The following is a 26,397-nucleotide window of genomic DNA, read 5'->3' on the forward strand; positions in this document are numbered from 1 at the left end:
ATTATTTAATGGGGAGAATTATGTACCAATCACTCAAAATTTTTGCACTCAGCACAGCATTATTAATGACAAACAATGTTACGTCTCTTAAGGCTGCATGGTCTGAACAAGCTAAGAGCACGCATACTGAAGTAGATACTGGCACATCACAGGACGTGCAAAAAAAGATTAATGCGAATCGTGAAAAGCTTTTTGCAGCTGCTAATGTACCCTTTGTTGGGGCTTCAGCAGGCAAAGTCATTGGCGTTATGTTTGTTGATCATCTCTGTGGACACTGTAAAACTTTTTACGCGACTGCTGAAGCAGTCTTAGCGAAACATCCTGACGTTCGTATTCTTGTACGCTCTATTCCTCTTTTTGGAGAACCTTCTGTGTTCATTGAACGCGCTGCGCAAGCTGCTTTTTTTCAAGACCCTGATAAATATGAAAAATTTATTCAATTGATTCACAAAATGGGTCCTGCAGCGAATGAACAAAGCATCCCAGGATTAGCAAAGTCAGTGGGCCTTAATCCTGATCAATTATTGAAAGATATGAATTCACCGAAAGTTGCACAGCTTTTACACGAAAATAGCCGTTTAGCTGAAGTGATGGGGATCAATGCCACGCCAACATCTATTATTGATGGTGTTCTTATTGAAGGGGGCGTATCAGGAGATGCGCTTGAACAGCTCATTGCTCTGACCAAAAGTCAGCAGGCTTAACTGGACACTAGAGCGCTGGATAAGAAGGAAAACTGGGGCGAGTGATGGGAATTGAACCCACGACCTCCAGTGCCACAAACTGGCGCTCTAACCAACTGAGCTACACCCGCCACCTAAGAATGGGTTTTTTTAACCTATTCATTTCCCATCGTCAAGGAAATGCGACGAAAGTTCCTGAATTAAAAATCACTTTTTTCAAAATTAAGATGCTTTTGTCCAGCGCTCTTTTTTGTTATAGCTGCTAAACCAAGGAGGGGTGCCGGAGCGGTCGAACGGGGCGGTCTCGAAAACCGTTGTGCGTGTAAGCGTACCGAGGGTTCGAATCCCTCCCCCTCCGCCAGATTTTTTGAGGCTGCGTTTTATATGCGTCATCAAAAACCGTCATCACAAGAAATCACAGATGACAAAGAAGTTCAGTAAACACCTGGATCACCAGGTTCTTGCAGGGCAAGCGATAGCGATTGAGATACGTACTTCACTTTCTCTATTTTAGTTGTTTCACTCCTCAAAATCTCTATTATTGCCCCCCTTTATCTCCGATACATGCGAACACTCTGGTCAAAGGTATAAATATTCTAAACCTTTTGATTTACCTGGGTTTTAAAGAAAGAAGACCGAGGTAGAAAACAGATTAAACTAACTCTTATTATTATCTCGTTTAATTAGTTTTTGACAAAAAAATATCTTTAGAAAATTTCTGAAAAATCAACGGCGACTTTCTTTAGCTCGGTTGTTTCGTGGAGCCATATATACACTTCATTTTTCAAATGAGTATTTTCTTTGATAAAAACTAAAAAATCACCGCAGCCATTAGTTGCTATAGCAATTGCGTTGTCTGGAAACCCTCTCCATTCGCGGGCTAATTTTGTTTCTTTGAAAATGCTATTGCACGTCCTGCTAATAGTTTTTTTATCTGTTTTATCAAAAAATGGAAATAGCTGCCAATGATCATCAGAAAACTCAATTTCTCCGCCATTTTCATTCATCATTTTGTTTCGATATGATGAAGGAAATTTACAGCCTATTTCTTTTTCATTTTCTAAAATTATATTTTCTTGAGTAGGAAAAGCCATGTGTTTATCCATAATAATTTGCTCATGATGTCGATTATTTAGATGATTGTCAATCCAACATAAAAAAACTTGTTCTTTGGTTTAAAAAAAGAAACAGAGAGTACATGATGAATTTCATCTTATGTACAGAGAGCCAATTTTATATTCTCTAATTACATCTCTTTGGAGTTGGTTAAGTTATAGTGAAGAGAGACGTTTTATTATAACCTAAACTTAATGGTAAAAAATCATCCTAAGTCACTTCGGTACAATATGAAGCGAATTTGTACATCCATACGTATATAAACTTATAGAAGAAGGTAGGACTATTCATCCAAAAACTGAAGAGCTAAAAGCTAGGATTTTTACACAAGATCACTTAAAAGAAATACTAAAAGCCGCAAGATTTAGCTATATTAGAACTCTCAAAGATTTTGACCACTTTAAGAAACTGTTTAACCAAGATGAGTCTATCGTTGATGAATGCAGGAAATAAAAATTATCTCTCTTTAGCTGTATGGATCGTATCACTTATCGTGATTGGATCGATCATTGGGTCTTTAACGAAACCTGAGATTAGCACTTGGTATAGCACCTTAAATCGTTCAGCCATTACACCCCCAAACTATGTATTTCCGATTGCGTGGACTATTTTGTACGCGACAATCGGTGTTTGCGGATGGATCATTTGGCGCGCATCGTCATTTCCAGGTTTACGTCTCATCAAGTCCTTATATGCGCTTCAGTTAATTTTAAACTGGAGTTGGACGCCCTTGTTTTTCCACTATCACGCGCGCGGTTTTTCCCTTGTCGTTTTGGGGGCTATGGATATCGTCGTTAGCATGATTATTTATTCATCCTATTCAAAGATCAGAGCGGTATCGCTCCTTATGATTCCTTATTTAGCGTGGATTCTATTTGCGAGCTATTTAAATTTTTATATATGGCAGCATAATTGAATAGTATTTTTTTGTGGGAGTGTTAATTAAAAGAGAGACATGATATACAGCCTTCAAACAAAGATAGGAGGCAGAAATGCAAGTTAGATGTAAGGATTGTGGAAGCTTTAAACTTGTAAGAAATGGGAAGGCAAGAAAACATCAAAGATATAAATGCAAAGAATGAGGTCTGTCGTTTATCGAAGGTGATCGGAGACAGAAAACGCCTGTTGAAGCTCAGGCTTTAGCTGTCCTGTTGTATGGAATGGGAAAATCAAGTTATGGATTCATAGCAAAACTTTTTAAGGTTTCGAGAACAGCTGTTTACCACTGGATTCGTAATTTTTGTGAGGACCTTCCGCCCCCTCAAGTGCCAGAAGGGACCTATGATATTGACTTTGATGAGATGTGGCATTATGTCACTTCAAAAAAAACAAACTCTGGATTTGGAAAGCCTTGGATCGTCATGAAGGGAAAACCCTTGCCTGGGTTACAGGCCATCGTAATGCTAAAACCTTCCAAAGACTTTATGAAAAAGTAAAGCACGTCAAAGGAAACTTTTACACCGATGATTGGGAGGTTTACTCCCAGATTCTTCCTCAAGAGAGGCATATCATTGGAAAGTCAGGAACGACTCGTATTGAAAGTGATAACGCGAATACCAGGCATCACTTAGGGCGCATGGCAAGAAGAACGAGAATTGTCTCAAGAAGCAAAGATATGGTTGATCTTTCCTTGCGTCTTTCGCGGTTTCTGCAGGAACCCACCCATTTTGAAATAATCAGAGAAAAATTCTCGTCTATCTTTTAATTAATACTCCCTTTTTTAATTAGCAACGGCGGTCAAGCATACAAGATATAATCATCGTATTTTTATTCATGTAAATGCGTACAACTGAAACGTTTTTTGAATATGGGTATTATGAATTATAAAGAACGAATCGATAGAGTAGTAAATTTTATAGGCGCGCATCTTGATCAGGATCTCGAACTGGATGAGCTTTGCCGTATCGCTTGTTTTTCAAAATACCATTTTCACAGACTGTTTACGGTTTACACAGGCTTACCTCTGAGAGGCTATATCAAGTGGCTGAGGCTTAAACGCGCTGCTCATCAACTGATTGTGCATAAAGAGGATACAATTATTAACATTGCTTTGGATGCAGGGTTTGAATCCCATGAATCATTTAGTCGAGCTTTTAAACAAATTTGCGGGCAAAGTCCTAGCGAATTTAGAAGCAAAGCTAATTGGAATAAATGGGAAAATCCGCCGCATCCACTGAATATTAAAGGCGAGAAAATTATGACAATTACGATTAAAGAACTACCCTCTAGAAAGCTTGCTGTTATGGAACATCATGGAGATCCCATGAGATTATCTGATACATTGGATAAACTCATGAGATGGGCAAAATCACAACCAATTGATTTGAAACCAAAGCCAGGAGAGGCTTTTGGTTTTGGTTACCATGATCCGAGAGAAGTGAAGCCGGAAGACTTCCGTTTTGATTTAGCCTTGGCTGTTCCTAAAGATTTTAAATTGAATGATCAGGTTATAGAAAGGGTTCTGCCTGCCGGGCGATATGCGGTCACCACCCACAAGGGGTCTCGTGACACTATTGGTGATACGATTTACAACCTCTATCGCGATTGGTTGCCCGAATCTAAAGAAGAACTTGGTGATCTACCTTGCATATTTTGTTACTACAATTTTGATCATGAGGTTGCTGAAACAGAACTTCTGACAGAAATTTGGGTGCTTTTAAAATAATGGGACAGCGTATAGGAATAAGTGAGGTGCACGCTTGGCACCTCACTTAATATATTTAAATCAAGTTTCTAAAATTAATTCTGTCTTATAGTGTCTTCTGTCATTTCCATATATTTAATTTGGCTAGAACCTTTAAGAGTCAAGGTCAGTCTCTGGGTTCCCTTCTTATACCAAACAGTGACTTCTTCATCGTCATCTAAATCCAATTTACATTTTGTTTCATCCTTCTTGATAAGCAGACTTTTCATTGTTTATGCTGCTAAAATAAAAAATACGGGAAGCCCATGATCTTAACATACACGGCAGTCGCCGCGGCGGGGCTCTATGCGTATAACACCGCACGCATGATGAACCATCTCATGCAGCTATGACGGATTACAAAAATTGGGCAGTGATAACCGCTTCTATTTTTCTACTTCTAACTATTTTGTCTATCAAGCTATATAAAGCTAATCAAAAACAGAAGTTTGTTTTTATTGGATGTTTGATTATAGCAACTTCTCTTTTATTCATCCCTAGATGGAAAGAAGCAGAAGTAGTGTACAGGATGGCCCCTTGGTGTTATATCTATACCAAACGCTGATGCGCATAAAAATATGATGAAAAAAGATCATGATCATTAATCATGAAATTTTAGCAATTTGTTTCGCAGTTTGATTTTCTCTTGCTGGACTCAAGTTGAATAGTTACATGAGATATATCGTGATTTCTTTTAATAATTTCTGATAATTTCTCAGTGAGGCTATCATGATAGTGATCAAAATCAACATTTATGTGAACAGATAGGGCAGTTTCTCTAGTGCTAATTGGCCAAATATGTAAATCGTGTATAGCAATTACTTCTGCATTCTCCATCAAATTTAATTTTAGCTTTTCCATATCAATAGAAGTTGGGACTGCAAGAAGCATGAGATTTAAAGACTCCTTAAACAATCCCCAAGAGCTAATTAATATTATTGCCGCAATGACCAAACTTATTATTGGATCTATCCAAAACCAAGATTTCCAAAGAATAAATAAACCCGCAAAAATCACGCCTAAAGAAACTAATGCATCCAGAAGCATATGCAAAAAGGCGCCTTGAATATTAATATCAGTGTGACGATCATGAAAAAAGAAAAAGGCAGTCATTCCATTTATAATCACTCCTATAAATGCCACTATAATCACGGTAGTTGATGCTATAGGCTGATCAATCCCTAAACGTTGAATTGCTTCCCATATAATTCCGCCCACTGCCAGGAATAATAGGATAGCATTAATAAATGCCGCTATAATTGTTGCATTTTTATAACCATAAGTAAATTTTTGAGGAGCTTTTTTATAGGTAAGCCAATACCCAAACCAAGCTATCAATAAACCAAAAACGTCCCCAGCATTATGAGCCGCATCCGCTATAAGAGCTAATGATTGAGATTGCAATCCATAAAATATTTCAGTGATGATAAAAATCGAATTTAAAAATATTCCAATGATAAATTTTTTATTAATGCTATGATCATGAGAATGATCCATGTTTCAATACCCCTTTACCAGGATAATTATTGATCAATATTTAGCAAGCATTATATTGTTTTATGCTTTGAAAACAGCTTGTAAAGAACAGGAATAATGAGCATAGTCAACAGAGTTGACGTGATAAGCCCTCCAATGACAACCGTTGCAAGAGGTTTTTGTACTTCCGCCCCCGTTCCAGTTGCAATTGCCATAGGTACAAACCCGAGAGATGCCACAAGAGCAGTCATGAGCACAGGTCTAAGCCTTGTCAATGCGCCATCTTTAATGGCAATTTCCAGACTTTCTTTTTTAAGTTTATCATTAATAGTTGTAACCATTACAAGGCCATTCAAAACCACTATTCCAGAAAGAGCAATGAAACCAACTGCAGCAGAAATCGAAAATGGGATACCGCGGAGCCATAAACTTAAAATCCCGCCAGTTAAAGCAAGTGGGACAGCTGTAAAAATAAAAAGCGCTCCTTGAACGGAATTAAGAGCAGCAAACAAAAGCATAAAAATCATAAAGAAACAACCAGGTACTACCCAATAGAGTCTTTCTTTTGCCTCCATAAGATTCTTGAATTGTCCTCCCCATTCCAACCAATATCCGACCGGTATTTGGATAGACTGCTTAATAGATAACTCCGCATTTTTTACAAAAGTTGCGATGTCAGTCCCACGGACATTTGCTTGAACTACAACGCGCCTTTTTCCATTCTCTCTGCTGATTTGATTAGGGCCATCTGTTATAACAAGTTCCACTACTTCTTTCATCGGGATGGAAACAACTTTGTCTTTTAAATTACCAGAGATTGTATCTTTTTCTGAGAATGGTTTTTTAAGAAAAATTGGAAGGTTTTCAAGAAGTGCAAAATTTTCTCTTAGTTCTCCTGAAAGCTTAACGATGATGTCATATTTTCTATCTCCTTCAAAAACAACACCTGCTTCACGACCACCAATAGCAATACTGATAACATTTAAAATATCATTCACATTAAGTCCAAGGCGCGCCATACGGTCACGATTAAGTTTAAAATCTAGAACAGGTAATCCTGTAGTTTGCTCAACCTTAACATCAGCAGCTCCAGAAATTTTTTTCAAAACGCCAGAAATTTGACTGGCAGTTTGATTCATGATATCAAAGTCATCTCCATAAATTTTTACAGCAACATCACTACGAACACCTGCTATCAGTTCATTAAATCGCATTTGAATGGGCTGAGTAAATTCATAGGTATTTCCAGGAATAGACGCAACTGCTTTCTGAATATTCTCAATTAATTCAGCTTTTTTAAGTTCTGGATTGGGCCATTCAGATCGAGATTTAAAAATAATAAAAGTATCTGAAATATTAGGAGGCATAGGATCAGCAGCCATTTCAGCAGTACCAGTCTTTGAAAAAACAAATGAAACTTCTGGAAAGGAGGCCACTGTTCTTTCTATTTCAAATTGTATAACTTGAGAAGTCGTTAAAGAAGTGCTTGGTATGCGCATAGCATTCATAGCTAAATCTTTCTCATCGAGCGTTGGCACAAATTCTTGCCCCAACTGTGAAAAGATTATGGCAGAAAAAACAAATGCGACAATTGTGGATAATAAGACATTTTTCGGCTTTTCTAGCGCATAATCAAGAGCTTTTTCATAATATTGAGTTGCTCGTGTCATAAATGAACCTTGCGTTTCATCATGCCCCCCTTTTACAAAAAGAGCAGTCATAGCAGGAATAAAAGTGATCGATAGAATAAAAGCGCTAATAAGGGCCATGATGACCGTAATGGCCATAGGTTGAAACATTTTCCCCTCAACACCTGTAAAAGTTAAAAGTGGGATATAGACTAAGACTAAAATGGCTTGTCCATAGAGGGTAGGACGACTCATCTCTTTTGTAGCATCGACAACCTCTTTTAGCCTTTCGGCTAAATTGAGAGGGCGTTTTAATTCATGGGATTTCTCATTTAATCTTCTTAAAAAATTTTCAATAATGATGACCGATCCATCTACCAAAAGACCAAAATCCAAAGCTCCTAAACTCATTAAATTTGCGCTTGTTCGTGTTCCCAGCATACCCATGGACGTCATCAGCATAGTAATAGGTATGACAGATGCTGTAATAAGAGCTGCTCTAAAATTTTTGAGCATGAGAAATAAGATAACAATAACAAGTAAAGCGCCTTCGCTTAAATTTTTAGCCACAGTTTTAACAGTTGCTTCGACTAATTTTGTTCTATTTAGAACTGTTTGTGCACTAATACCTGGAGGTAATGTTTTAACAATCTCATTAAATTTTTGATCAACTGCATCGGCAACAATCCGACTATTTGAACCAATCAACATAAGCGCTGTTCCCACTACCGCGTCTGATCCATTTTCGCTACCACTTCCCGTCCGCAGCTCTCTACCAATTTCTACACTCGCCACATCTTTTAAGTAAACCGGAGTGCTGTTTTTCGATGAAACAACAATATTTTGAATTTGTTCAATTGTTTCTGTTCTGCCATCTGCGCGAACAGTTAAAGACTCTCCATTTTTCTCGATATATCCAGCGCCCAGACTAAGATTATTTCGTTCTACAATTTCTTGAATATCTGTAAAACTTAGCCCTAAGGCAATCAATTTATAGGGATCTGGCTGAACGTGATACTGTTTTACATAACCTCCTATGGAATCTATACCTGCAACACCAGGAACCGTTTTTAGCTGAGGTTTAATAATCCAATCTTGAATAGTTCTTAAGTAGCCAGATTTTTCATAATCTTTCTTCAGAATATAGCCTTCAGGTGTCAAATAGCTACCATCTGATTGAAATCCTGGCTTTCCATCTACGATTTTAGCTGTCTTTGGATGTTCATATTGTAAAGTCCACATGTATATTTCGCCAAGGCCTGTTGATATAGCCCCCATTTTAGGAGCAACATTCGCAGGCAGATTTTCTTTTGCTTCGGTCAATTTTTCGCTGACTTGTTGTCTTGCAAAGTAGATATTAACATCATCATTAAAAATAGCCGTAACTTGAGAAAAACCATTCCGAGATAATGACCGGGTTGATTGAAGGCCAGGAATTCCAGAAAGAGCGGTTTCAATAGGAAAGGTAACTTGCTTTTCAATTTGAAAAGGAGAGAATCCAGAAACAATAGTATTAATTTGAACTTGGTTATTTGTAATATCAGGAACTGCATCAATGGGCAGATACTTAAGACTAATGATACCAAAGATAGAGGTAATAAAAACCAAAAACACAACAAAAAAACGTTTTTTTGTTACCCATTGAACGATCTTCTCAAGCATAAATTACCTCTCTCAATGGGAATCTTCAGATTCACTTTTTCCAAATTCAGCTTTAAGAAGAAAAGAATTTTTGATAACCACTTCATCTCCTTCTTTTAATCCATCAATAATTTCTAAAAATTCACCTTTTTCTGATCCTTTTATGTTAATCAATTTTGCTTCAAAGGAATGTTCATTGGTTTTTATAAATACTACAATTTTTCCATCAATACGTTGTATGGCTGAACTGGGTAAGCTCAAGAGGGCTGAATTCTCATCTATAACCACTTGGGCTTTTATAAAATCTCCTGGATGTAATGCATGCTGAGGATTACTCATTTGAATAACAGCACGCCCCGTTCGACTTTCTTCATTAATTACGGGACTAACATACATAATAAGACCAGAATTGATAAGCTCTCCTTGATGAGCAAATACATCTACCTTTTGATCTTTTTTAATTTTTGGTAACTCTTCTGCAGAAATTGCGAGATTGATCCAAACCGTATCTAAGTTTGCAATTACAAAGATTTGTTTATCGCTGGAAATAACCTCACCAAGGGTGATATGACGTTCAATAATTTTTCCATCAATTGGGGAATCAATTGTGTATATATTAAGGGGGGATTCTTGTGTGGGAAGTTTTTGTATCTGTTTCTCCGTCATACTGAGAGCTAAAAGATTTTGTTTAGCTTTTTCAAGGTTAATTTTAGCATTTTCGTAATTGTTTCTTGTTTGAATAAACTGGACTTCAGCTCTAACTTTTAGTTTCCAAAGTTTTTCTTCTCTTCCAAGTAAATCTTTTTGTAAACCTAAGTTTTTATAAGCTGAAATATAAGATGATTTTGCTTCAGCCATATCTCGACTTTGTAACGTGACTAGAGGTTCACCAGATTTTGCTACCTCTCCTAGCCCCTTAAATATTTCTTTCACAACACCAGGTACAGATGCAACCACGTGAGTGATCTTGTTTTCATTCAATGCAATTTGTCCAGGAAAGGTGATGCGATGCTGAAAATGATTTTTTTTGAGAGTTATTGTTTGAAGATCAAAGCGTTTTATTTGCTCATTTGTTAATTTAATCACTTTTCTTTCTTCGTGATTATTTTCTTTTTTAGACTTATCATCTTGAGGATATTTTTCAATGCTTTTACTAAAATAAGAAATCGAATTTTTTAAGAAAAAGCCTCCCGCAAAGCTTACTAGCACAAGCGCTACACTAATAGCAATGAGTAGCCTCCTTTTATTCATCATATTCGATCCTAACAATCATTTAATTTAAGCCCCACTTCTATACATAATTAGCTTGCAAAGCATTAAGAATTTACTAATGGTTTTGTTAAACAACTCAGTTTGGAGGCGGTTAGTCAACGGTTAACTGATCTCCGCCACTATTACTACAAACTAATCCTTGATGAATTTTCCCCATACTTTGATTTCTGGATTCGCATAGAGCTTGATGGGGCGTCCGATCAGATTAGATAGGATTGTACTCCTCGCCCAACCTATCCGCGATGTTATTCGAATAAAAGGTCATATAGAAATGTCTTTCGATCTATGTAATTTAGGCTGTCGGCTGAAGGCGCTACTTGGTGTGTCGACGACCAGTTGATATTTCGCTGTTCGTAGCCGGAGATCTTGACAATGATGGGTGTGGAAAAGGCCAGCTCGCCCATCACGCTATAGGTTATATAACCTTGAAAACGGATTTCGTAGAATGACATGTTGATCTTTATTTGTTAAGGTGAAATAAAAAATTGAGTAAGAAGAGTCATTGTTATGAATACGGATCTGGAAAAGGCCTTAAGTAAGGTTCCTGAAGTTACTTTAGGGTTTTGGATTATAAAAATTCTTGCAACGACATTAGGTGAAACGGGCGGTGATGCAGTTTCAATGTCTATGGGATTTGGATATCTTGCAGGTACTGCTATTTTTGCAATCATTTTTCTTACGGTCGTCTGGGTACAAATAAAAGCCACGCATTTTTCTCCTTTTACATATTGGACAACTATCATCGCTACGACCACAATCGGCACAACTTTGGCTGATTTTGCTGATAGATCTCTAGGTATCGGATACCCTGGAGGATCTTTGCTTCTTCTGACTTTATTGCTCTTATCTCTATTTATATGGCATCGCGCTTTGGGAACGATTTCTGTTCAAAGCATTACGACATACAAAGCAGAGATATTTTACTGGGTAACTATTATGTTTTCCCAAACATTAGGCACAGCATTAGGAGATTGGACAGCTGATACAGCTGGGCTTGGCTATACTGCCGCTGCCGGCATATTTAGCGGTCTCTTGGCTATCATTGTCTTAATCTATTTTAAAACTAATATCTCACGTACGGCGCTTTTTTGGACAGCCTTCATTCTAACGCGCCCCTTGGGTGCAGTTGTAGGCGATTTTCTTGATAAACCAATAGATCACGGAGGCCTTGAATTGAGCCGCTATACCGCTTCGATTTTATTATTGATCGCAATAATCGTTTGCACTTTTGTCTTTAAACAAAGAGCTGGAAAGGCTCATTAAAGATTCCTCTTGCTCCATTGGGGTGCTGCGCGCTTGTCTGTCAGCTAATTCAACAGATAATTAAAACCCTCGATAATCAACTGCTTTATTGATAAAGACTTGACGCTTGTCGGAAAAAGACTCAGAACCGGCTATCATCTTATCAACTATATTGTTCATATTTTTTGTGTCATCCCTCTTGATAAGCAGGCTTTTCATTGTTTATGCTGCTAAAATAAAAAATACGGGAAGCCCATGATCTTAACATACACGGCAGTCGCCGCGGCGGGGCTCTATGCGTATAACACCGCACGCATGATGAACCATCTCATGCAGCTATGACGGATTACAAAAATTGGGCAGTGATAACCGCTTCTATTTTTCTACTTCTAACTATTTTGTCTATCAAGCTATATAAAGCTAATCAAAAACAGAAGTTTGTTTTTATTGGATGTTTGATTATAGCAACTTCTCTTTTATTCATCCCTAGATGGAAAGAAGCAGAAGTAGTGTACAGGATGGCCCCTTGGTGTTATATCTATACCAAACGCTGATGCGCATAAAAATATGATGAAAAAAGATCATGATCATTAATCATGAAATTTTAGCAATTTGTTTCGCAGTTTGATTTTCTCTTGCTGGACTCAAGTTGAATAGTTACATGAGATATATCGTGATTTCTTTTAATAATTTCTGATAATTTCTCAGTGAGGCTATCATGATAGTGATCAAAATCAACATTTATGTGAACAGATAGGGCAGTTTCTCTAGTGCTAATTGGCCAAATATGTAAATCGTGTATAGCAATTACTTCTGCATTCTCCATCAAATTTAATTTTAGCTTTTCCATATCAATAGAAGTTGGGACTGCAAGAAGCATGAGATTTAAAGACTCCTTAAACAATCCCCAAGAGCTAATTAATATTATTGCCGCAATGACCAAACTTATTATTGGATCTATCCAAAACCAAGATTTCCAAAGAATAAATAAACCCGCAAAAATCACGCCTAAAGAAACTAATGCATCCAGAAGCATATGCAAAAAGGCGCCTTGAATATTAATATCAGTGTGACGATCATGAAAAAAGAAAAAGGCAGTCATTCCATTTATAATCACTCCTATAAATGCCACTATAATCACGGTAGTTGATGCTATAGGCTGATCAATCCCTAAACGTTGAATTGCTTCCCATATAATTCCGCCCACTGCCAGGAATAATAGGATAGCATTAATAAATGCCGCTATAATTGTTGCATTTTTATAACCATAAGTAAATTTTTGAGGAGCTTTTTTATAGGTAAGCCAATACCCAAACCAAGCTATCAATAAACCAAAAACGTCCCCAGCATTATGAGCCGCATCCGCTATAAGAGCTAATGATTGAGATTGCAATCCATAAAATATTTCAGTGATGATAAAAATCGAATTTAAAAATATTCCAATGATAAATTTTTTATTAATGCTATGATCATGAGAATGATCCATGTTTCAATACCCCTTTACCAGGATAATTATTGATCAATATTTAGCAAGCATTATATTGTTTTATGCTTTGAAAACAGCTTGTAAAGAACAGGAATAATGAGCATAGTCAACAGAGTTGACGTGATAAGCCCTCCAATGACAACCGTTGCAAGAGGTTTTTGTACTTCCGCCCCCGTTCCAGTTGCAATTGCCATAGGTACAAACCCGAGAGATGCCACAAGAGCAGTCATGAGCACAGGTCTAAGCCTTGTCAATGCGCCATCTTTAATGGCAATTTCCAGACTTTCTTTTTTAAGTTTATCATTAATAGTTGTAACCATTACAAGGCCATTCAAAACCACTATTCCAGAAAGAGCAATGAAACCAACTGCAGCAGAAATCGAAAATGGGATACCGCGGAGCCATAAACTTAAAATCCCGCCAGTTAAAGCAAGTGGGACAGCTGTAAAAATAAAAAGCGCTCCTTGAACGGAATTAAGAGCAGCAAACAAAAGCATAAAAATCATAAAGAAACAACCAGGTACTACCCAATAGAGTCTTTCTTTTGCCTCCATAAGATTCTTGAATTGTCCTCCCCATTCCAACCAATATCCGACCGGTATTTGGATAGACTGCTTAATAGATAACTCCGCATTTTTTACAAAAGTTGCGATGTCAGTCCCACGGACATTTGCTTGAACTACAACGCGCCTTTTTCCATTCTCTCTGCTGATTTGATTAGGGCCATCTGTTATAACAAGTTCCACTACTTCTTTCATCGGGATGGAAACAACTTTGTCTTTTAAATTACCAGAGATTGTATCTTTTTCTGAGAATGGTTTTTTAAGAAAAATTGGAAGGTTTTCAAGAAGTGCAAAATTTTCTCTTAGTTCTCCTGAAAGCTTAACGATGATGTCATATTTTCTATCTCCTTCAAAAACAACACCTGCTTCACGACCACCAATAGCAATACTGATAACATTTAAAATATCATTCACATTAAGTCCAAGGCGCGCCATACGGTCACGATTAAGTTTAAAATCTAGAACAGGTAATCCTGTAGTTTGCTCAACCTTAACATCAGCAGCTCCAGAAATTTTTTTCAAAACGCCAGAAATTTGACTGGCAGTTTGATTCATGATATCAAAGTCATCTCCATAAATTTTTACAGCAACATCACTACGAACACCTGCTATCAGTTCATTAAATCGCATTTGAATGGGCTGAGTAAATTCATAGGTATTTCCAGGAATAGACGCAACTGCTTTCTGAATATTCTCAATTAATTCAGCTTTTTTAAGTTCTGGATTGGGCCATTCAGATCGAGATTTAAAAATAATAAAAGTATCTGAAATATTAGGAGGCATAGGATCAGCAGCCATTTCAGCAGTACCAGTCTTTGAAAAAACAAATGAAACTTCTGGAAAGGAGGCCACTGTTCTTTCTATTTCAAATTGTATAACTTGAGAAGTCGTTAAAGAAGTGCTTGGTATGCGCATAGCATTCATAGCTAAATCTTTCTCATCGAGCGTTGGCACAAATTCTTGCCCCAACTGTGAAAAGATTATGGCAGAAAAAACAAATGCGACAATTGTGGATAATAAGACATTTTTCGGCTTTTCTAGCGCATAATCAAGAGCTTTTTCATAATATTGAGTTGCTCGTGTCATAAATGAACCTTGCGTTTCATCATGCCCCCCTTTTACAAAAAGAGCAGTCATAGCAGGAATAAAAGTGATCGATAGAATAAAAGCGCTAATAAGGGCCATGATGACCGTAATGGCCATAGGTTGAAACATTTTCCCCTCAACACCTGTAAAAGTTAAAAGTGGGATATAGACTAAGACTAAAATGGCTTGTCCATAGAGGGTAGGACGACTCATCTCTTTTGTAGCATCGACAACCTCTTTTAGCCTTTCGGCTAAATTGAGAGGGCGTTTTAATTCATGGGATTTCTCATTTAATCTTCTTAAAAAATTTTCAATAATGATGACCGATCCATCTACCAAAAGACCAAAATCCAAAGCTCCTAAACTCATTAAATTTGCGCTTGTTCGTGTTCCCAGCATACCCATGGACGTCATCAGCATAGTAATAGGTATGACAGATGCTGTAATAAGAGCTGCTCTAAAATTTTTGAGCATGAGAAATAAGATAACAATAACAAGTAAAGCGCCTTCGCTTAAATTTTTAGCCACAGTTTTAACAGTTGCTTCGACTAATTTTGTTCTATTTAGAACTGTTTGTGCACTAATACCTGGAGGTAATGTTTTAACAATCTCATTAAATTTTTGATCAACTGCATCGGCAACAATCCGACTATTTGAACCAATCAACATAAGCGCTGTTCCCACTACCGCGTCTGATCCATTTTCGCTACCACTTCCCGTCCGCAGCTCTCTACCAATTTCTACACTCGCCACATCTTTTAAGTAAACCGGAGTGCTGTTTTTCGATGAAACAACAATATTTTGAATTTGTTCAATTGTTTCTGTTCTGCCATCTGCGCGAACAGTTAAAGACTCTCCATTTTTCTCGATATATCCAGCGCCCAGACTAAGATTATTTCGTTCTACAATTTCTTGAATATCTGTAAAACTTAGCCCTAAGGCAATCAATTTATAGGGATCTGGCTGAACGTGATACTGTTTTACATAACCTCCTATGGAATCTATACCTGCAACACCAGGAACCGTTTTTAGCTGAGGTTTAATAATCCAATCTTGAATAGTTCTTAAGTAGCCAGATTTTTCATAATCTTTCTTCAGAATATAGCCTTCAGGTGTCAAATAGCTACCATCTGATTGAAATCCTGGCTTTCCATCTACGATTTTAGCTGTCTTTGGATGTTCATATTGTAAAGTCCACATGTATATTTCGCCAAGGCCTGTTGATATAGCCCCCATTTTAGGAGCAACATTCGCAGGCAGATTTTCTTTTGCTTCGGTCAATTTTTCGCTGACTTGTTGTCTTGCAAAGTAGATATTAACATCATCATTAAAAATAGCCGTAACTTGAGAAAAACCATTCCGAGATAATGACCGGGTTGATTGAAGGCCAGGAATTCCAGAAAGAGCGGTTTCAATAGGAAAGGTAACTTGCTTTTCAATTTGAAAAGGAGAGAATCCAGAAACAATAGTATTAATTTGAACTTGGTTATTTGTAATATCAGGAACTGCATCAATGGGCAGATACTTAAGACTAATGATACCAAAGATAGAGGTAATAAAAACCAAAAACACAACAAAAAAACGTTTTTTTGTTACCCATTGAACGATCTTCTCAAGCATAAATTACCTCTCTCAATGGGAATCTTCAGATTCACTTTTTCCAAATTCAGCTTTAAGAAGAAAAGAATTTTTGATAACCACTTCATCTCCTTCTTTTAATCCATCAATAATTTCTAAAAATTCACCTTTTTCTGATCCTTTTATGTTAATCAATTTTGCTTCAAAGGAATGTTCATTGGTTTTTATAAATACTACAATTTTTCCATCAATACGTTGTATGGCTGAACTGGGTAAGCTCAAGAGGGCTGAATTCTCATCTATAACCACTTGGGCTTTTATAAAATCTCCTGGATGTAATGCATGCTGAGGATTACTCATTTGAATAACAGCACGCCCCGTTCGACTTTCTTCATTAATTACGGGACTAACATACATAATAAGACCAGAATTGATAAGCTCTCCTTGATGAGCAAATACATCTACCTTTTGATCTTTTTTAATTTTTGGTAACTCTTCTGCAGAAATTGCGAGATTGATCCAAACCGTATCTAAGTTTGCAATTACAAAGATTTGTTTATCGCTGGAAATAACCTCACCAAGGGTGATATGACGTTCAATAATTTTTCCATCAATTGGGGAATCAATTGTGTATATATTAAGGGGGGATTCTTGTGTGGGAAGTTTTTGTATCTGTTTCTCCGTCATACTGAGAGCTAAAAGATTTTGTTTAGCTTTTTCAAGGTTAATTTTAGCATTTTCGTAATTGTTTCTTGTTTGAATAAACTGGACTTCAGCTCTAACTTTTAGTTTCCAAAGTTTTTCTTCTCTTCCAAGTAAATCTTTTTGTAAACCTAAGTTTTTATAAGCTGAAATATAAGATGATTTTGCTTCAGCCATATCTCGACTTTGTAACGTGACTAGAGGTTCACCAGATTTTGCTACCTCTCCTAGCCCCTTAAATATTTCTTTCACAACACCAGGTACAGATGCAACCACGTGAGTGATCTTGTTTTCATTCAATGCAATTTGTCCAGGAAAGGTGATGCGATGCTGAAAATGATTTTTTTTGAGAGTTATTGTTTGAAGATCAAAGCGTTTTATTTGCTCATTTGTTAATTTAATCACTTTTCTTTCTTCGTGATTATTTTCTTTTTTAGACTTATCATCTTGAGGATATTTTTCAATGCTTTTACTAAAATAAGAAATCGAATTTTTTAAGAAAAAGCCTCCCGCAAAGCTTACTAGCACAAGCGCTACACTAATAGCAATGAGTAGCCTCCTTTTATTCATCATATTCGATCCTAACAATCATTTAATTTAAGCCCCACTTCTATACATAATTAGCTTGCAAAGCATTAAGAATTTACTAATGGTTTTGTTAAACAACTCAGTTTGGAGGCGGTTAGTCAACGGTTAACTGATCTCCGCCACTATTACTACAAACTAATCCTTGATGAATTTTCCCCATACTTTGATTTCTGGATTCGCATAGAGCTTGATGGGGCGTCCGATCAGATTAGATAGGATTGTACTCCTCGCCCAACCTATCCGCGATGTTATTCGAATAAAAGGTCATATAGAAATGTCTTTCGATCTATGTAATTTAGGCTGTCGGCTGAAGGCGCTACTTGGTGTGTCGACGACCAGTTGATATTTCGCTGTTCGTAGCCGGAGATCTTGACAATGATGGGTGTGGAAAAGGCCAGCTCGCCCATCACGCTATAGGTTATATAACCTTGAAAACGGATTTCGTAGAATGACATGTTGATCTTTATTTGTTAAGGTGAAATAAAAAATTGAGTAAGAAGAGTCATTGTTATGAATACGGATCTGGAAAAGGCCTTAAGTAAGGTTCCTGAAGTTACTTTAGGGTTTTGGATTATAAAAATTCTTGCAACGACATTAGGTGAAACGGGCGGTGATGCAGTTTCAATGTCTATGGGATTTGGATATCTTGCAGGTACTGCTATTTTTGCAATCATTTTTCTTACGGTCGTCTGGGTACAAATAAAAGCCACGCATTTTTCTCCTTTTACATATTGGACAACTATCATCGCTACGACCACAATCGGCACAACTTTGGCTGATTTTGCTGATAGATCTCTAGGTATCGGATACCCTGGAGGATCTTTGCTTCTTCTGACTTTATTGCTCTTATCTCTATTTATATGGCATCGCGCTTTGGGAACGATTTCTGTTCAAAGCATTACGACATACAAAGCAGAGATATTTTACTGGGTAACTATTATGTTTTCCCAAACATTAGGCACAGCATTAGGAGATTGGACAGCTGATACAGCTGGGCTTGGCTATACTGCCGCTGCCGGCATATTTAGCGGTCTCTTGGCTATCATTGTCTTAATCTATTTTAAAACTAATATCTCACGTACGGCGCTTTTTTGGACAGCCTTCATTCTAACGCGCCCCTTGGGTGCAGTTGTAGGCGATTTTCTTGATAAACCAATAGATCACGGAGGCCTTGAATTGAGCCGCTATACCGCTTCGATTTTATTATTGATCGCAATAATCGTTTGCACTTTTGTCTTTAAACAAAGAGCTGGAAAGGCTCATTAAAGATTCCTCTTGCTCCATTGGGGTGCTGCGCGCTTGTCTGTCAGCTAATTCAACAGATAATTAAAACCCTCGATAATCAACTGCTTTATTGATAAAGACTTGACGCTTGTCGGAAAAAGACTCAGAACCGGCTATCATCTTATCAACTATATTGTTCATATTTTTTGTGTCATCCCTCTTGATAAGCAGGCTTTTCATTGTTTATGCTGCTAAAATAAAAAATTAAAACGGGAAGCCCATGATCTTAACATACACGGCAGTCGCCATTGGGGGCGCGTTAGGCGCAGTTTCAAGAGTGGCAATTAGTAAAGCTCTTCCAGCAACATTTTTAATACATTTACCGTTTCAAATGTTGGCTATCAATGTCATTGGTTGCTTTATGATGGGTCTCTTAGCGGAGATTTTTGCTTTTTATTGGCCTCCCTCCTCTACGTTCCAAACTTTTCTCACCGTTGGATTTCTTGGGGGATTTACTACTTTTTCAGCTTTTGCTTTAGAATTTGCCCTGCTTGTTGATCGGGGATTAATGATTTGGGCAACTCTTTATGCTGGTCTCAGCGTTATCTTTAGCCTCCTCGGATTTTTCTCAGGGATGAAACTCATAAAATTCTTTCATTAACCTCATAAAAAAGAAGAACAGGCTTTGTATGAGTCGTTTGTTTTATGCTGCTTCTATTGCATACGCGGGTAGAGCTATATTGAGGTCACGGCCAAGGAAGTTTAAGAGCAAATGAACACGTTCCTGGTCTCCCATCCGTTCAAAAATCGCCTTGTATCCTTGAAAAGCCCCATCAGTGATTTGAACGGCATCTCCTTTGATGAACATGCATAAAGTATCGAGAGCAACCCCTCCTTCAGCAGTTTCACGGTTCTTAAGGGATTGAATAATGAATTCAGGAACTTCCATGGGACGCTCTTCATTGACTAAAAGATAAGAGACTCCCCGCGTACCATTAACGCTCCGCCATCGATCGATTTCCAAATCCATACGAACAAATAAATATCTTGGGAAAAGAGGAGCTAATATTGTTTCGACTCGACGCGCATGACGGCGTGTACGCTTAAAACGTGGCAAATAGACTTCATATGTTTGCTGCTCAAGATTTTGTTTCGCTTGTAATTCTTTTGAAGGTTGGCAATAGACTAAATACCATTTCTTCATGAAGCCTTCTCCATTGCGCCTATTTCGGCGCGGGAAATATGAAGAACGTTTAGAGTCAAAAGCCTTTGGTCGTCTATGACATCCTTCAGACAATCGTAGGTATCTTGTGGATCCATAATATCTGTGATAAGAACAGCATCATATTTATTGAAATCGCCCGAAAGTGCCTCAAGGGATAACTGGAGAGAAAATCCATGGGCCACTAATCGGGCGATTTCTGATAAATCCCCATCGCCAACCAATGCAATTTTTTCCCAGCCATGATTTTTACACTGTTCGAAAACAGACTGGCATTGAGATCTTGCATCACGGAAAAAGCTTAGGGAATTGGAAACATAATGGGCCACCATCCGACTTTTTTCTCGAAAACCCTCAGGTGTTAGATAGTAAGCAAAACGCTTTGCAGGAACTTGGCTTGCCCTGAGCCATCCCTTTTTAATGCAGCGTTTAATGTAATTATTCATGAGTCCTAGAGCTATCCCTAGTTCTGAAGCGAGCGCCCTTTGAGAAACAGAAGGATTCGCTTCAATATGAGACATAAGGCGTAACATTACCTTATTTTCAGTATTTTCTTTATTCTTCTGAAAGGCAGCCATTTCTTTCTCTAGCTTTTGCTCTTTTTTCATTGCGTTCATAATAAGAACACTACACCCCATGGGATGGTCCGTCAAGGGAGTTGATGAAAGATTCTTAATTTCAGAGCGTACAACGCGTAAATGATAGAATTAAATCTTCGCAACAGTTCAATAATGGTCAGTTTAAGTATTATAAATTACTATATATTAAAGCAAATGGACCACCACGGGTGGTTTTTTGCCTCTTAAACTATTAATTACACGACGGGTTGTTATACGAATCAGTTCCTGAGCATCTTCTCTATCTTCGATATTTTCAGCTTTTGTAAAAGCATGTTGAAGAGCGTCTTGGATAACCTCGATCGTTGATTCTTCACTTCCCTCTTCAACGACACCCAGCACTGTAATTTCTGGTATGCCTTTCAGCATATGAGACCGCGACAATGTGGCTGAGACAAAAACAACCCCCGAATTCATGAGACGATGGCGATCTCTCATTTGGATTCCACTGAAGGGTACGATGACTTCACCATCAAGCGCCAAACGAGCAGCGCCTATATCATCAACAATTTTTGGTTTGCCTGGAGCAAGCTGAATCAAAGAACCATTGTGAGGAACAATGGTATTTTTAATACCATTTTCATGTCCGAAGGCAGCATGTTCTCTTAAATGAGCTTGCTCACCATGCACAGGAACAAGAATTTCTGGCTTCACCCATTTATACATATCTTTGAGTTCATCACGTGCTGGATGACCAGAAACGTGGATATCGTCTTCATAAGACGCGTTAATAACAAAAGCACCCGCTTCGATCAAATTTTCCTGCAAACGCTTGATCGCATCTTCGTTGCCAGGAATCATTCTAGAGGAAAATATGACGGAATCGCCTTCCTCAATCTTTACACGCGGATGCTGGCCACTCGCAATACGGGCCAGAGCAGACCGAGGTTCGCCTTGAGAACCTGTACAAATAACCAATGACTTGGAACGTTCAATTTTTTTGACGTCTTCTTCTCCGAAGAAACTATCAATATCTTTTAAATAACCGCTCTGCCTTGCTGCTTGATCCATACGACTTAAGGAACGTCCAACCAATGCGGCTTTACGGCCAGATTTTTTTGCGGCCAACGCGCATGTTTCGAGACGTGCCACATTGCTCGCAAAACAAGCAATAAAAACACGCCCTGTTTGTTTTGCAACCAAGTCTATGAGTTTTTCGCGTACGTCGGCTTCTGAACCAGATCTGCCTTCAACAAATACATTCGTAGAATCACACACAAGCGCTAAAACTCCCTCATCTCCAAGATTTTTTAGAGCTTTAATGTCTGTTGATTTTCCCAACATAGGTGCTGGGTCTACTTTCCAGTCGCCTGTATGTACGATCGTTCCATAAGGAGTTTTTATGGCTAAAACATTTGGTTCTGGGATAGAATGGGTAATATCAATAAATTCAATATTAAATTCTCTCAGCTGTAATGAGCCTCCCAAAGGTATTTCTATTAAAGGAACTTCTTTATGTAGACCGACCTCTTTGAGCTTTTCTTTGACTAGCCAAAGCGTAAATGGGGTAGCATAAATCGGACATTTCAATCGTTCCCAAAGATAAGGAACGGCCCCGATGTGATCTTCATGAGCATGGGTGAGAACAAGTCCAAGAAGCTTTTTGCGGCGTTCGACAATAAAAGCTGGATCAGGCATTAAAACTTCAACGCCGAGATCACTTCCAAAGGTGACGCCTAAATCAACCATAATCCATTGGTCATTGTAACCATAGAGATTCAAATTCATCCCAATTTCGTTAGAGCCTCCAAGAGGCAAAAAATAAAGAGGAGTATTGTGCTTTGTTTTTTTAATCATAGTATTCTTTAATCATCCTTAAAAATAGACATCTCCAGCAGTCAGTGCATGACGCACACCTTCGGGGGTTTCTATCAATAATCGTCCTAGATTATCCAAGTCAAGAAAACGTCCTAGGATTTCCTGTGAGCCGTGAGAAGTTTTTATATTCACACGAATATCTTTCCCTACATGAGCAGCTGAGGCGAGCCATTCTTTACATATGGGCTCAAACCCTTGAGTCTTCAAGATCCTTTCAACAATATCAAAGTTTGCCAAAAGTTCTCGCAATAACTGAAGCGGTTGCAATGCGTGTCCCGTTTCAGCTTGCATATGACTTGCTGGATAGCTTGTTTCTTGTGGCGCAGCAATTAAGTTCACACCTATACCAATAATCAGCCAATTTTGATTATTAAGAGATGATTTTTCAGCCTCTAATAAAATGCCTGCAATCTTTTTGCTATTCAAAAGAACATCATTAGGCCACTTATAATTTAATATATTGTTTGAACCTATATATTTTTGCAGGGTTCTTCCAACCGAGAGGGCAGAAACGAATGATAATAAAGGCCAGTCATTTTCTGAGATATCAGGACGAATCATTAAAGAAGCATGAAAATTTCCCTTTAATGAAATCCAAGATCTGCTCTCACGACCACGACCTTTTGTTTGAGTTTCAGCTATTAAAACTGTTTTGGAAGCAACTTCTGTCTTCTCTAATAATAAATGAGCCTCAGTCATTGTCGAATCAATCGCTTGATATTCTTTAATTTGCCAATCTCTGTAAGATGTCATCCGAAGAACCTCTTCAATTCTTTATTAGACTTTGGCAAGCATCTTCAGCGAGATTTAAGAAAGTATCGGGAAAAATCATATACGCTAAAGCAAAAACAGCCGCTGCAAGCATCACCCAAACAGTTTCACGCCGCATCACGCGATCCATTCGAAATGTTCCTTCACGCACTGCGTTATTAAAATACATCACTTTAATAATGCGTAGATAATAAGCAGAAGCAATGATGCTCGCGATTAAACCAATAATCGCTGTTTTATAAAACTTTCCTTCAATAGCAATCATAAACACATTAAACTTAGCAAAGAAGCCAGCTAAAGGAGGAATACCCGATAGTGCAAATAGAAAAATTGCAAGGCATGCTGCTACTTTTGGAGCGTCTTTGGATAATCCAGATAAATCCTTTACATCCTCAACTAATACTCCATGCCTTCTCATGTTAAGAAGCGTCGCAAAGACACCTATCGAAAGAATTGCGTAAATCATTAAATAAACAAGAACACTTGGTATAGACTGGGGAGTACCAGTAAGCATTCCTAGTAATGCAAACCCCATATGTGAAATTGTACTGTACGCTAAAAGACGTTTAATATTGCTTTGCCATAAAGCGAAAAAAGCTCCCAACAGCATAGAAGCAATAGAGAGAAGCATTATCAATGGTTGCCAAAGAGCTACATATTCTCCAAACACTTCAATAAGGAGACGAATCCATAATACAAAAGCTGCGATTTTAGGTGCCGATGTCAAAAAAGCGGTGACTGGTGTGGGACTCCCCTCATAAACATCAGGTGTCCACATGTGAAAAGGCGCTAAAGAAATTTTAAAAGCCATGGCAGCAAGAATAAAAGCTAACCCCACAGCTACAGCGATCGGTTGAGACTCAGGATCCAAAGTCATTGCTCGCGCAACACCATGGAAATCGGTTGTACCTGCGTATCCATAGATCATACTGATACCATAGAGAAGAAAAGCTGTTGATAAAGCACCTAGAATAAAATACTTAAGACCAGCCTCGCTAGATGAGAGCTTGTCACGCTGTAAAGCAACAATTATGTATAACGTTAAACTTTGCATCTCAAGTCCAACAAAAACTGTCATAAAATCAGCTGCAGACATGAACACAAGCATACCGAGAGTTGCAAAAAGAATAAGCACTGGATATTCAAACCGACCAATTTCTTCGCGTTCCAAATGCCGGAAAGACATCAGAAGCACTAATACAACAGAAATGAGAACGATGATCTTGGTAAACTGTGTAAAACTGTTGGTCAGAAAATGCCCATTGAAAGAAAGCTGTCCTTCAACGACAACAAAAAATGACATTACTGCAGTCAATATGAGAGTTGAAAGAGCACCATAACTAATGATCTTTAAAGTTTCATTGCTTCTCATGACCCCCATCATTAATAGAGCTGGAGCCATTACAGCTAGAAAAATTTCAGGAAGTCCAGGATTGAGTGCAAACAACATATATATCCTCTTTAAAGAACCTGTTCGTGTTGAATATGGCTCTTTTGAACTGTATCTCTTTGTGATTTATAGAGCATCACAATACGTTTTAAGCTTTCTTCACTCAGACTAAGTAAAGGTTTTGGCCATATACCTAAAATTATCGTAAGAACAGCTAATGGCACGAGAGCAATTTTTTCTTGCCAACAAAGATCAAAAAGTTTCTTTACTTTCTCACCATTGGGTTTTCCATAAAAAAGCCTCTTATAAAGTCCCAAAGCATAGGCTGCAGCTAAAATTATTCCCAATCCCATACCGGCAGCTAACCAACCATTAGTTTTAAAAGCAGCAATCATCACTAGCAGTTCTCCGATAAACCCACTCGTTCCAGGTAATCCAACAGCGCCTAGAATGAAAATCATAAAAAGAACACTAAAATAAGGCATCACATGCACAACACCGCCGTATTGGTCAATAAGTCGTGTATGCAAACGGTCGTACAAAACACCAACACACAAGAAAAGCGCTCCCGAAATTATTCCATGACTAATCATTTGAAACATAGCCCCTTGAAGCCCCTGTAATGAAAAAGTGAACAATCCAAACGTAACAAATCCCATATGAGCTATAGAGGAATAAGCGATAAGTTTTTTCATATCAGACTGCACTAAAGCAACGAGAGAGGTGTACACAACAGCCACGATACTAAGAATAAAAACAAACGGTGCAAAAAACTGACTTGCTTCGGGAAACATGGGCAAGGAAAATCGCAAAAAACCATAACCACCCATTTTTAATAGAATCGCTGCAAGAACGACTGACCCTGCTGTTGGCGCTTCAACGTGAGCATAAGGCAACCAGGTGTGAACAGGCCACATAGGAATTTTGATCGCAAACGACGCAAAGAAAGCTAACCAAAGCCAAATTTGCATCGTATGCGAAAAGCTATGCGCTTGCGCAGCTTCAATGCTCGTTGATCCAACAGAAAAATAAATGGTTAAAATAGCGATGAGACTTAACACTGATCCCGCAAATGTATAAAGAAAAAATTTAAATGCCGAATATACTCGGTTCTCTCCTCCCCAAATGCCTATAATCAAAAACATTGGGATTAACACTGCTTCGAAAAAGAGATAAAAAAGAACAAAATCAAGAGCGACAAAAGTTCCAACCATTAAAGTCTCAAGCACGAGAAATGCAATCATATATTCTTTCACACGTTTATCAATTGCACGAAAACTTGAGAGTATAGCGAGAGGGGTAAGAAAAGTTGTAAGCAAAACAAAGAGCAGAGAAACTCCATCAATGCCTAAATGATAGGAAATATTAAAGCGCTCTATCCACATATGTTTTTCGACGAGCTGAAAGTCTGCTTTGGAAGAATCAAAAAAGAAAAGAACAACCAAGTTACTGATGAAGGTACCGAAAGATGTTAAGATCGCTACCGCACGTGCATTTCTCATAACCATCTGCTCTTCACCGCGAATCAGCAAAATAAAAAACGCCCCTAAAAGCGGCAGAAAAGTCGTGATAGAGAGCAACGGTAAATCACTCATGACTTTTTCCTATAAA

23 protein-coding genes and 2 tRNA genes are annotated in these 26,397 nt (G+C 38.0%); 10 read left to right on the forward strand and 15 right to left on the reverse strand.

Translation table 11 applies throughout. From position 1 onward, the window contains the following. The first annotated feature begins 20 nt into the window (after positions 1 to 20). Positions 21 to 704 carry a DsbA family protein gene (locus tag GQ61_RS01420; protein WP_198157365.1) on the forward strand — a complete coding sequence of 228 codons (684 nt, stop codon included), beginning with the start codon at positions 21 to 23 and terminating at the stop codon, positions 702 to 704. Positions 705 to 737: 33 nt separating this feature from the next. On the opposite strand, the gene GQ61_RS01425 is transcribed toward GQ61_RS01420, so the two are convergent. Then, positions 738 to 814 (reverse strand) — tRNA-His (locus GQ61_RS01425). 140 nt (positions 815 to 954) lie between these two features. Between GQ61_RS01425 and GQ61_RS01430 the strand changes: the two genes are divergently transcribed. Next, positions 955 to 1,044: transfer RNA gene (locus GQ61_RS01430), tRNA-Ser, on the forward strand. Positions 1,045 to 1,390: 346 nt separating this feature from the next. Here GQ61_RS01430 and GQ61_RS01435 read toward each other — a convergent pair. Continuing rightward, the gene (locus tag GQ61_RS01435; RefSeq protein WP_085783593.1) at positions 1,391 to 1,777 is read right to left on the reverse strand and encodes an SMI1/KNR4 family protein; all 387 of its coding nucleotides are present in this window, start codon (positions 1,775 to 1,777) and stop codon (positions 1,391 to 1,393) included. 458 nt (positions 1,778 to 2,235) lie between these two features. Between GQ61_RS01435 and GQ61_RS01440 the strand changes: the two genes are divergently transcribed. The 5 genes from GQ61_RS01440 (at position 2,236) to GQ61_RS01450 (ending at position 4,464) form a co-directional block, all read left to right on the forward strand. Beyond that, on the forward strand, positions 2,236 to 2,715 hold the full coding sequence (locus tag GQ61_RS01440) for a TspO/MBR family protein (protein ID WP_198157366.1): 480 nt from the start codon (positions 2,236 to 2,238) through the stop codon (positions 2,713 to 2,715). Positions 2,716 to 2,791: 76 nt separating this feature from the next. Further along, positions 2,792 to 2,881 (forward strand): transposase-like zinc-binding domain-containing protein, encoded by a 90-nt coding sequence (locus GQ61_RS09375; RefSeq protein WP_157111104.1) that lies wholly within the window; start codon positions 2,792 to 2,794, stop codon positions 2,879 to 2,881. A 78-nt stretch (positions 2,882 to 2,959) separates the two neighbouring features. After that, positions 2,960 to 3,235 carry a hypothetical protein gene (locus GQ61_RS09220; protein ID WP_198157290.1) on the forward strand — a complete coding sequence of 92 codons (276 nt, stop codon included), beginning with the start codon at positions 2,960 to 2,962 and terminating at the stop codon, positions 3,233 to 3,235. Continuing rightward, positions 3,151 to 3,504 carry an IS1 family transposase gene (locus GQ61_RS09380; RefSeq protein WP_198157280.1) on the forward strand — a complete coding sequence of 118 codons (354 nt, stop codon included), beginning with the start codon at positions 3,151 to 3,153 and terminating at the stop codon, positions 3,502 to 3,504. Before GQ61_RS09220 ends, GQ61_RS09380 begins: the two co-directional genes overlap by 85 nt. A 111-nt stretch (positions 3,505 to 3,615) precedes the next feature. Further along, on the forward strand, positions 3,616 to 4,464 hold the full coding sequence (locus GQ61_RS01450) for an AraC family transcriptional regulator (RefSeq protein WP_085783595.1): 849 nt from the start codon (positions 3,616 to 3,618) through the stop codon (positions 4,462 to 4,464). Between the two features lie 74 nt (positions 4,465 to 4,538). On the opposite strand, the gene GQ61_RS09130 is transcribed toward GQ61_RS01450, so the two are convergent. From GQ61_RS09130 to GQ61_RS01465, 4 genes are all read right to left on the reverse strand, one after another. Then, complete coding sequence (locus GQ61_RS09130; RefSeq protein WP_157111108.1) at positions 4,539 to 4,712, reverse strand: hypothetical protein; 174 nt, start codon at positions 4,710 to 4,712, stop codon at positions 4,539 to 4,541. A 385-nt stretch (positions 4,713 to 5,097) separates the two neighbouring features. Continuing rightward, positions 5,098 to 5,979, reverse strand: a complete 882-nt coding sequence (locus GQ61_RS01455) for a cation diffusion facilitator family transporter (protein ID WP_085783596.1) — start codon at positions 5,977 to 5,979, stop codon at positions 5,098 to 5,100. Positions 5,980 to 6,029: 50 nt separating this feature from the next. Further along, positions 6,030 to 9,248 (reverse strand): efflux RND transporter permease subunit, encoded by a 3,219-nt coding sequence (locus GQ61_RS01460; RefSeq protein ID WP_085783597.1) that lies wholly within the window; start codon positions 9,246 to 9,248, stop codon positions 6,030 to 6,032. A gap of 12 nt (positions 9,249 to 9,260) precedes the next feature. Next, positions 9,261 to 10,481 carry an efflux RND transporter periplasmic adaptor subunit gene (locus GQ61_RS01465; RefSeq protein WP_232317329.1) on the reverse strand — a complete coding sequence of 407 codons (1,221 nt, stop codon included), beginning with the start codon at positions 10,479 to 10,481 and terminating at the stop codon, positions 9,261 to 9,263. Positions 10,482 to 11,006: 525 nt separating this feature from the next. On the opposite strand from GQ61_RS01465, the gene GQ61_RS01470 reads away from it, so the two are divergent. Next, positions 11,007 to 11,762, forward strand: coding sequence for a COG4705 family protein (locus GQ61_RS01470; RefSeq protein WP_085783598.1), 756 nt, complete (start codon positions 11,007 to 11,009; stop codon positions 11,760 to 11,762). A 583-nt stretch (positions 11,763 to 12,345) separates the two neighbouring features. Here GQ61_RS01470 and GQ61_RS01475 read toward each other — a convergent pair. From GQ61_RS01475 to GQ61_RS01485, 3 genes are read right to left on the reverse strand one after another with little or no spacing between them, the layout of a single operon-like run. Then, entirely contained in the window at positions 12,346 to 13,227 is an 882-nt protein-coding gene (locus tag GQ61_RS01475; protein ID WP_085783596.1) for a cation diffusion facilitator family transporter, read from the reverse strand. Positions 13,228 to 13,277: 50 nt separating this feature from the next. Then, positions 13,278 to 16,496 (reverse strand): efflux RND transporter permease subunit, encoded by a 3,219-nt coding sequence (locus tag GQ61_RS01480; protein WP_085783597.1) that lies wholly within the window; start codon positions 16,494 to 16,496, stop codon positions 13,278 to 13,280. Positions 16,497 to 16,508: 12 nt separating this feature from the next. Beyond that, entirely contained in the window at positions 16,509 to 17,729 is a 1,221-nt protein-coding gene (locus GQ61_RS01485; protein ID WP_232317329.1) for an efflux RND transporter periplasmic adaptor subunit, read from the reverse strand. A 525-nt stretch (positions 17,730 to 18,254) separates the two neighbouring features. Here GQ61_RS01485 and GQ61_RS01490 point away from each other — a divergent pair. Continuing rightward, positions 18,255 to 19,010: a COG4705 family protein gene (locus GQ61_RS01490; RefSeq protein WP_085783598.1), complete on the forward strand. Its 756-nt coding sequence runs from the start codon at positions 18,255 to 18,257 to the stop codon at positions 19,008 to 19,010. A 238-nt stretch (positions 19,011 to 19,248) separates the two neighbouring features. Continuing rightward, complete coding sequence (gene crcB, locus GQ61_RS01495; protein WP_085783599.1) at positions 19,249 to 19,629, forward strand: fluoride efflux transporter CrcB; 381 nt, start codon at positions 19,249 to 19,251, stop codon at positions 19,627 to 19,629. Between the two features lie 42 nt (positions 19,630 to 19,671). Here crcB and rfaH read toward each other — a convergent pair whose 3' ends face one another. The 6 genes from rfaH to GQ61_RS01525 all read right to left on the reverse strand — a co-directional run bounded on the left by rfaH (position 19,672) and on the right by GQ61_RS01525 (position 26,381). Next, positions 19,672 to 20,172, reverse strand: coding sequence for a transcription/translation regulatory transformer protein RfaH (gene rfaH / locus GQ61_RS01500; protein WP_085783600.1), 501 nt, complete (start codon positions 20,170 to 20,172; stop codon positions 19,672 to 19,674). Next, the gene (locus GQ61_RS01505; protein WP_232317330.1) at positions 20,169 to 20,807 is read right to left on the reverse strand and encodes a winged helix-turn-helix transcriptional regulator; all 639 of its coding nucleotides are present in this window, start codon (positions 20,805 to 20,807) and stop codon (positions 20,169 to 20,171) included. Before GQ61_RS01505 ends, rfaH begins: the two co-directional genes overlap by 4 nt. A 147-nt stretch (positions 20,808 to 20,954) precedes the next feature. Continuing rightward, positions 20,955 to 22,604 (reverse strand): ribonuclease J, encoded by a 1,650-nt coding sequence (locus tag GQ61_RS01510; RefSeq protein ID WP_085783601.1) that lies wholly within the window; start codon positions 22,602 to 22,604, stop codon positions 20,955 to 20,957. Positions 22,605 to 22,622: 18 nt separating this feature from the next. Beyond that, positions 22,623 to 23,378, reverse strand: coding sequence for a biotin--[acetyl-CoA-carboxylase] ligase (locus tag GQ61_RS01515; RefSeq protein ID WP_085783602.1), 756 nt, complete (start codon positions 23,376 to 23,378; stop codon positions 22,623 to 22,625). A gap of 13 nt (positions 23,379 to 23,391) precedes the next feature. After that, positions 23,392 to 24,846 carry an NADH-quinone oxidoreductase subunit NuoN gene (gene nuoN, locus GQ61_RS01520; RefSeq protein WP_085783603.1) on the reverse strand — a complete coding sequence of 485 codons (1,455 nt, stop codon included), beginning with the start codon at positions 24,844 to 24,846 and terminating at the stop codon, positions 23,392 to 23,394. An 11-nt stretch (positions 24,847 to 24,857) separates the two neighbouring features. Next, complete coding sequence (locus GQ61_RS01525) at positions 24,858 to 26,381, reverse strand: NADH-quinone oxidoreductase subunit M (RefSeq protein ID WP_085783604.1); 1,524 nt, start codon at positions 26,379 to 26,381, stop codon at positions 24,858 to 24,860. Positions 26,382 to 26,397 lie beyond the last annotated feature (16 nt).

Source organism: Candidatus Nucleicultrix amoebiphila FS5, from assembly GCF_002117145.1.
Lineage (GTDB): Bacteria > Pseudomonadota > Alphaproteobacteria > Caedimonadales > Nucleicultricaceae > Nucleicultrix > Nucleicultrix amoebiphila.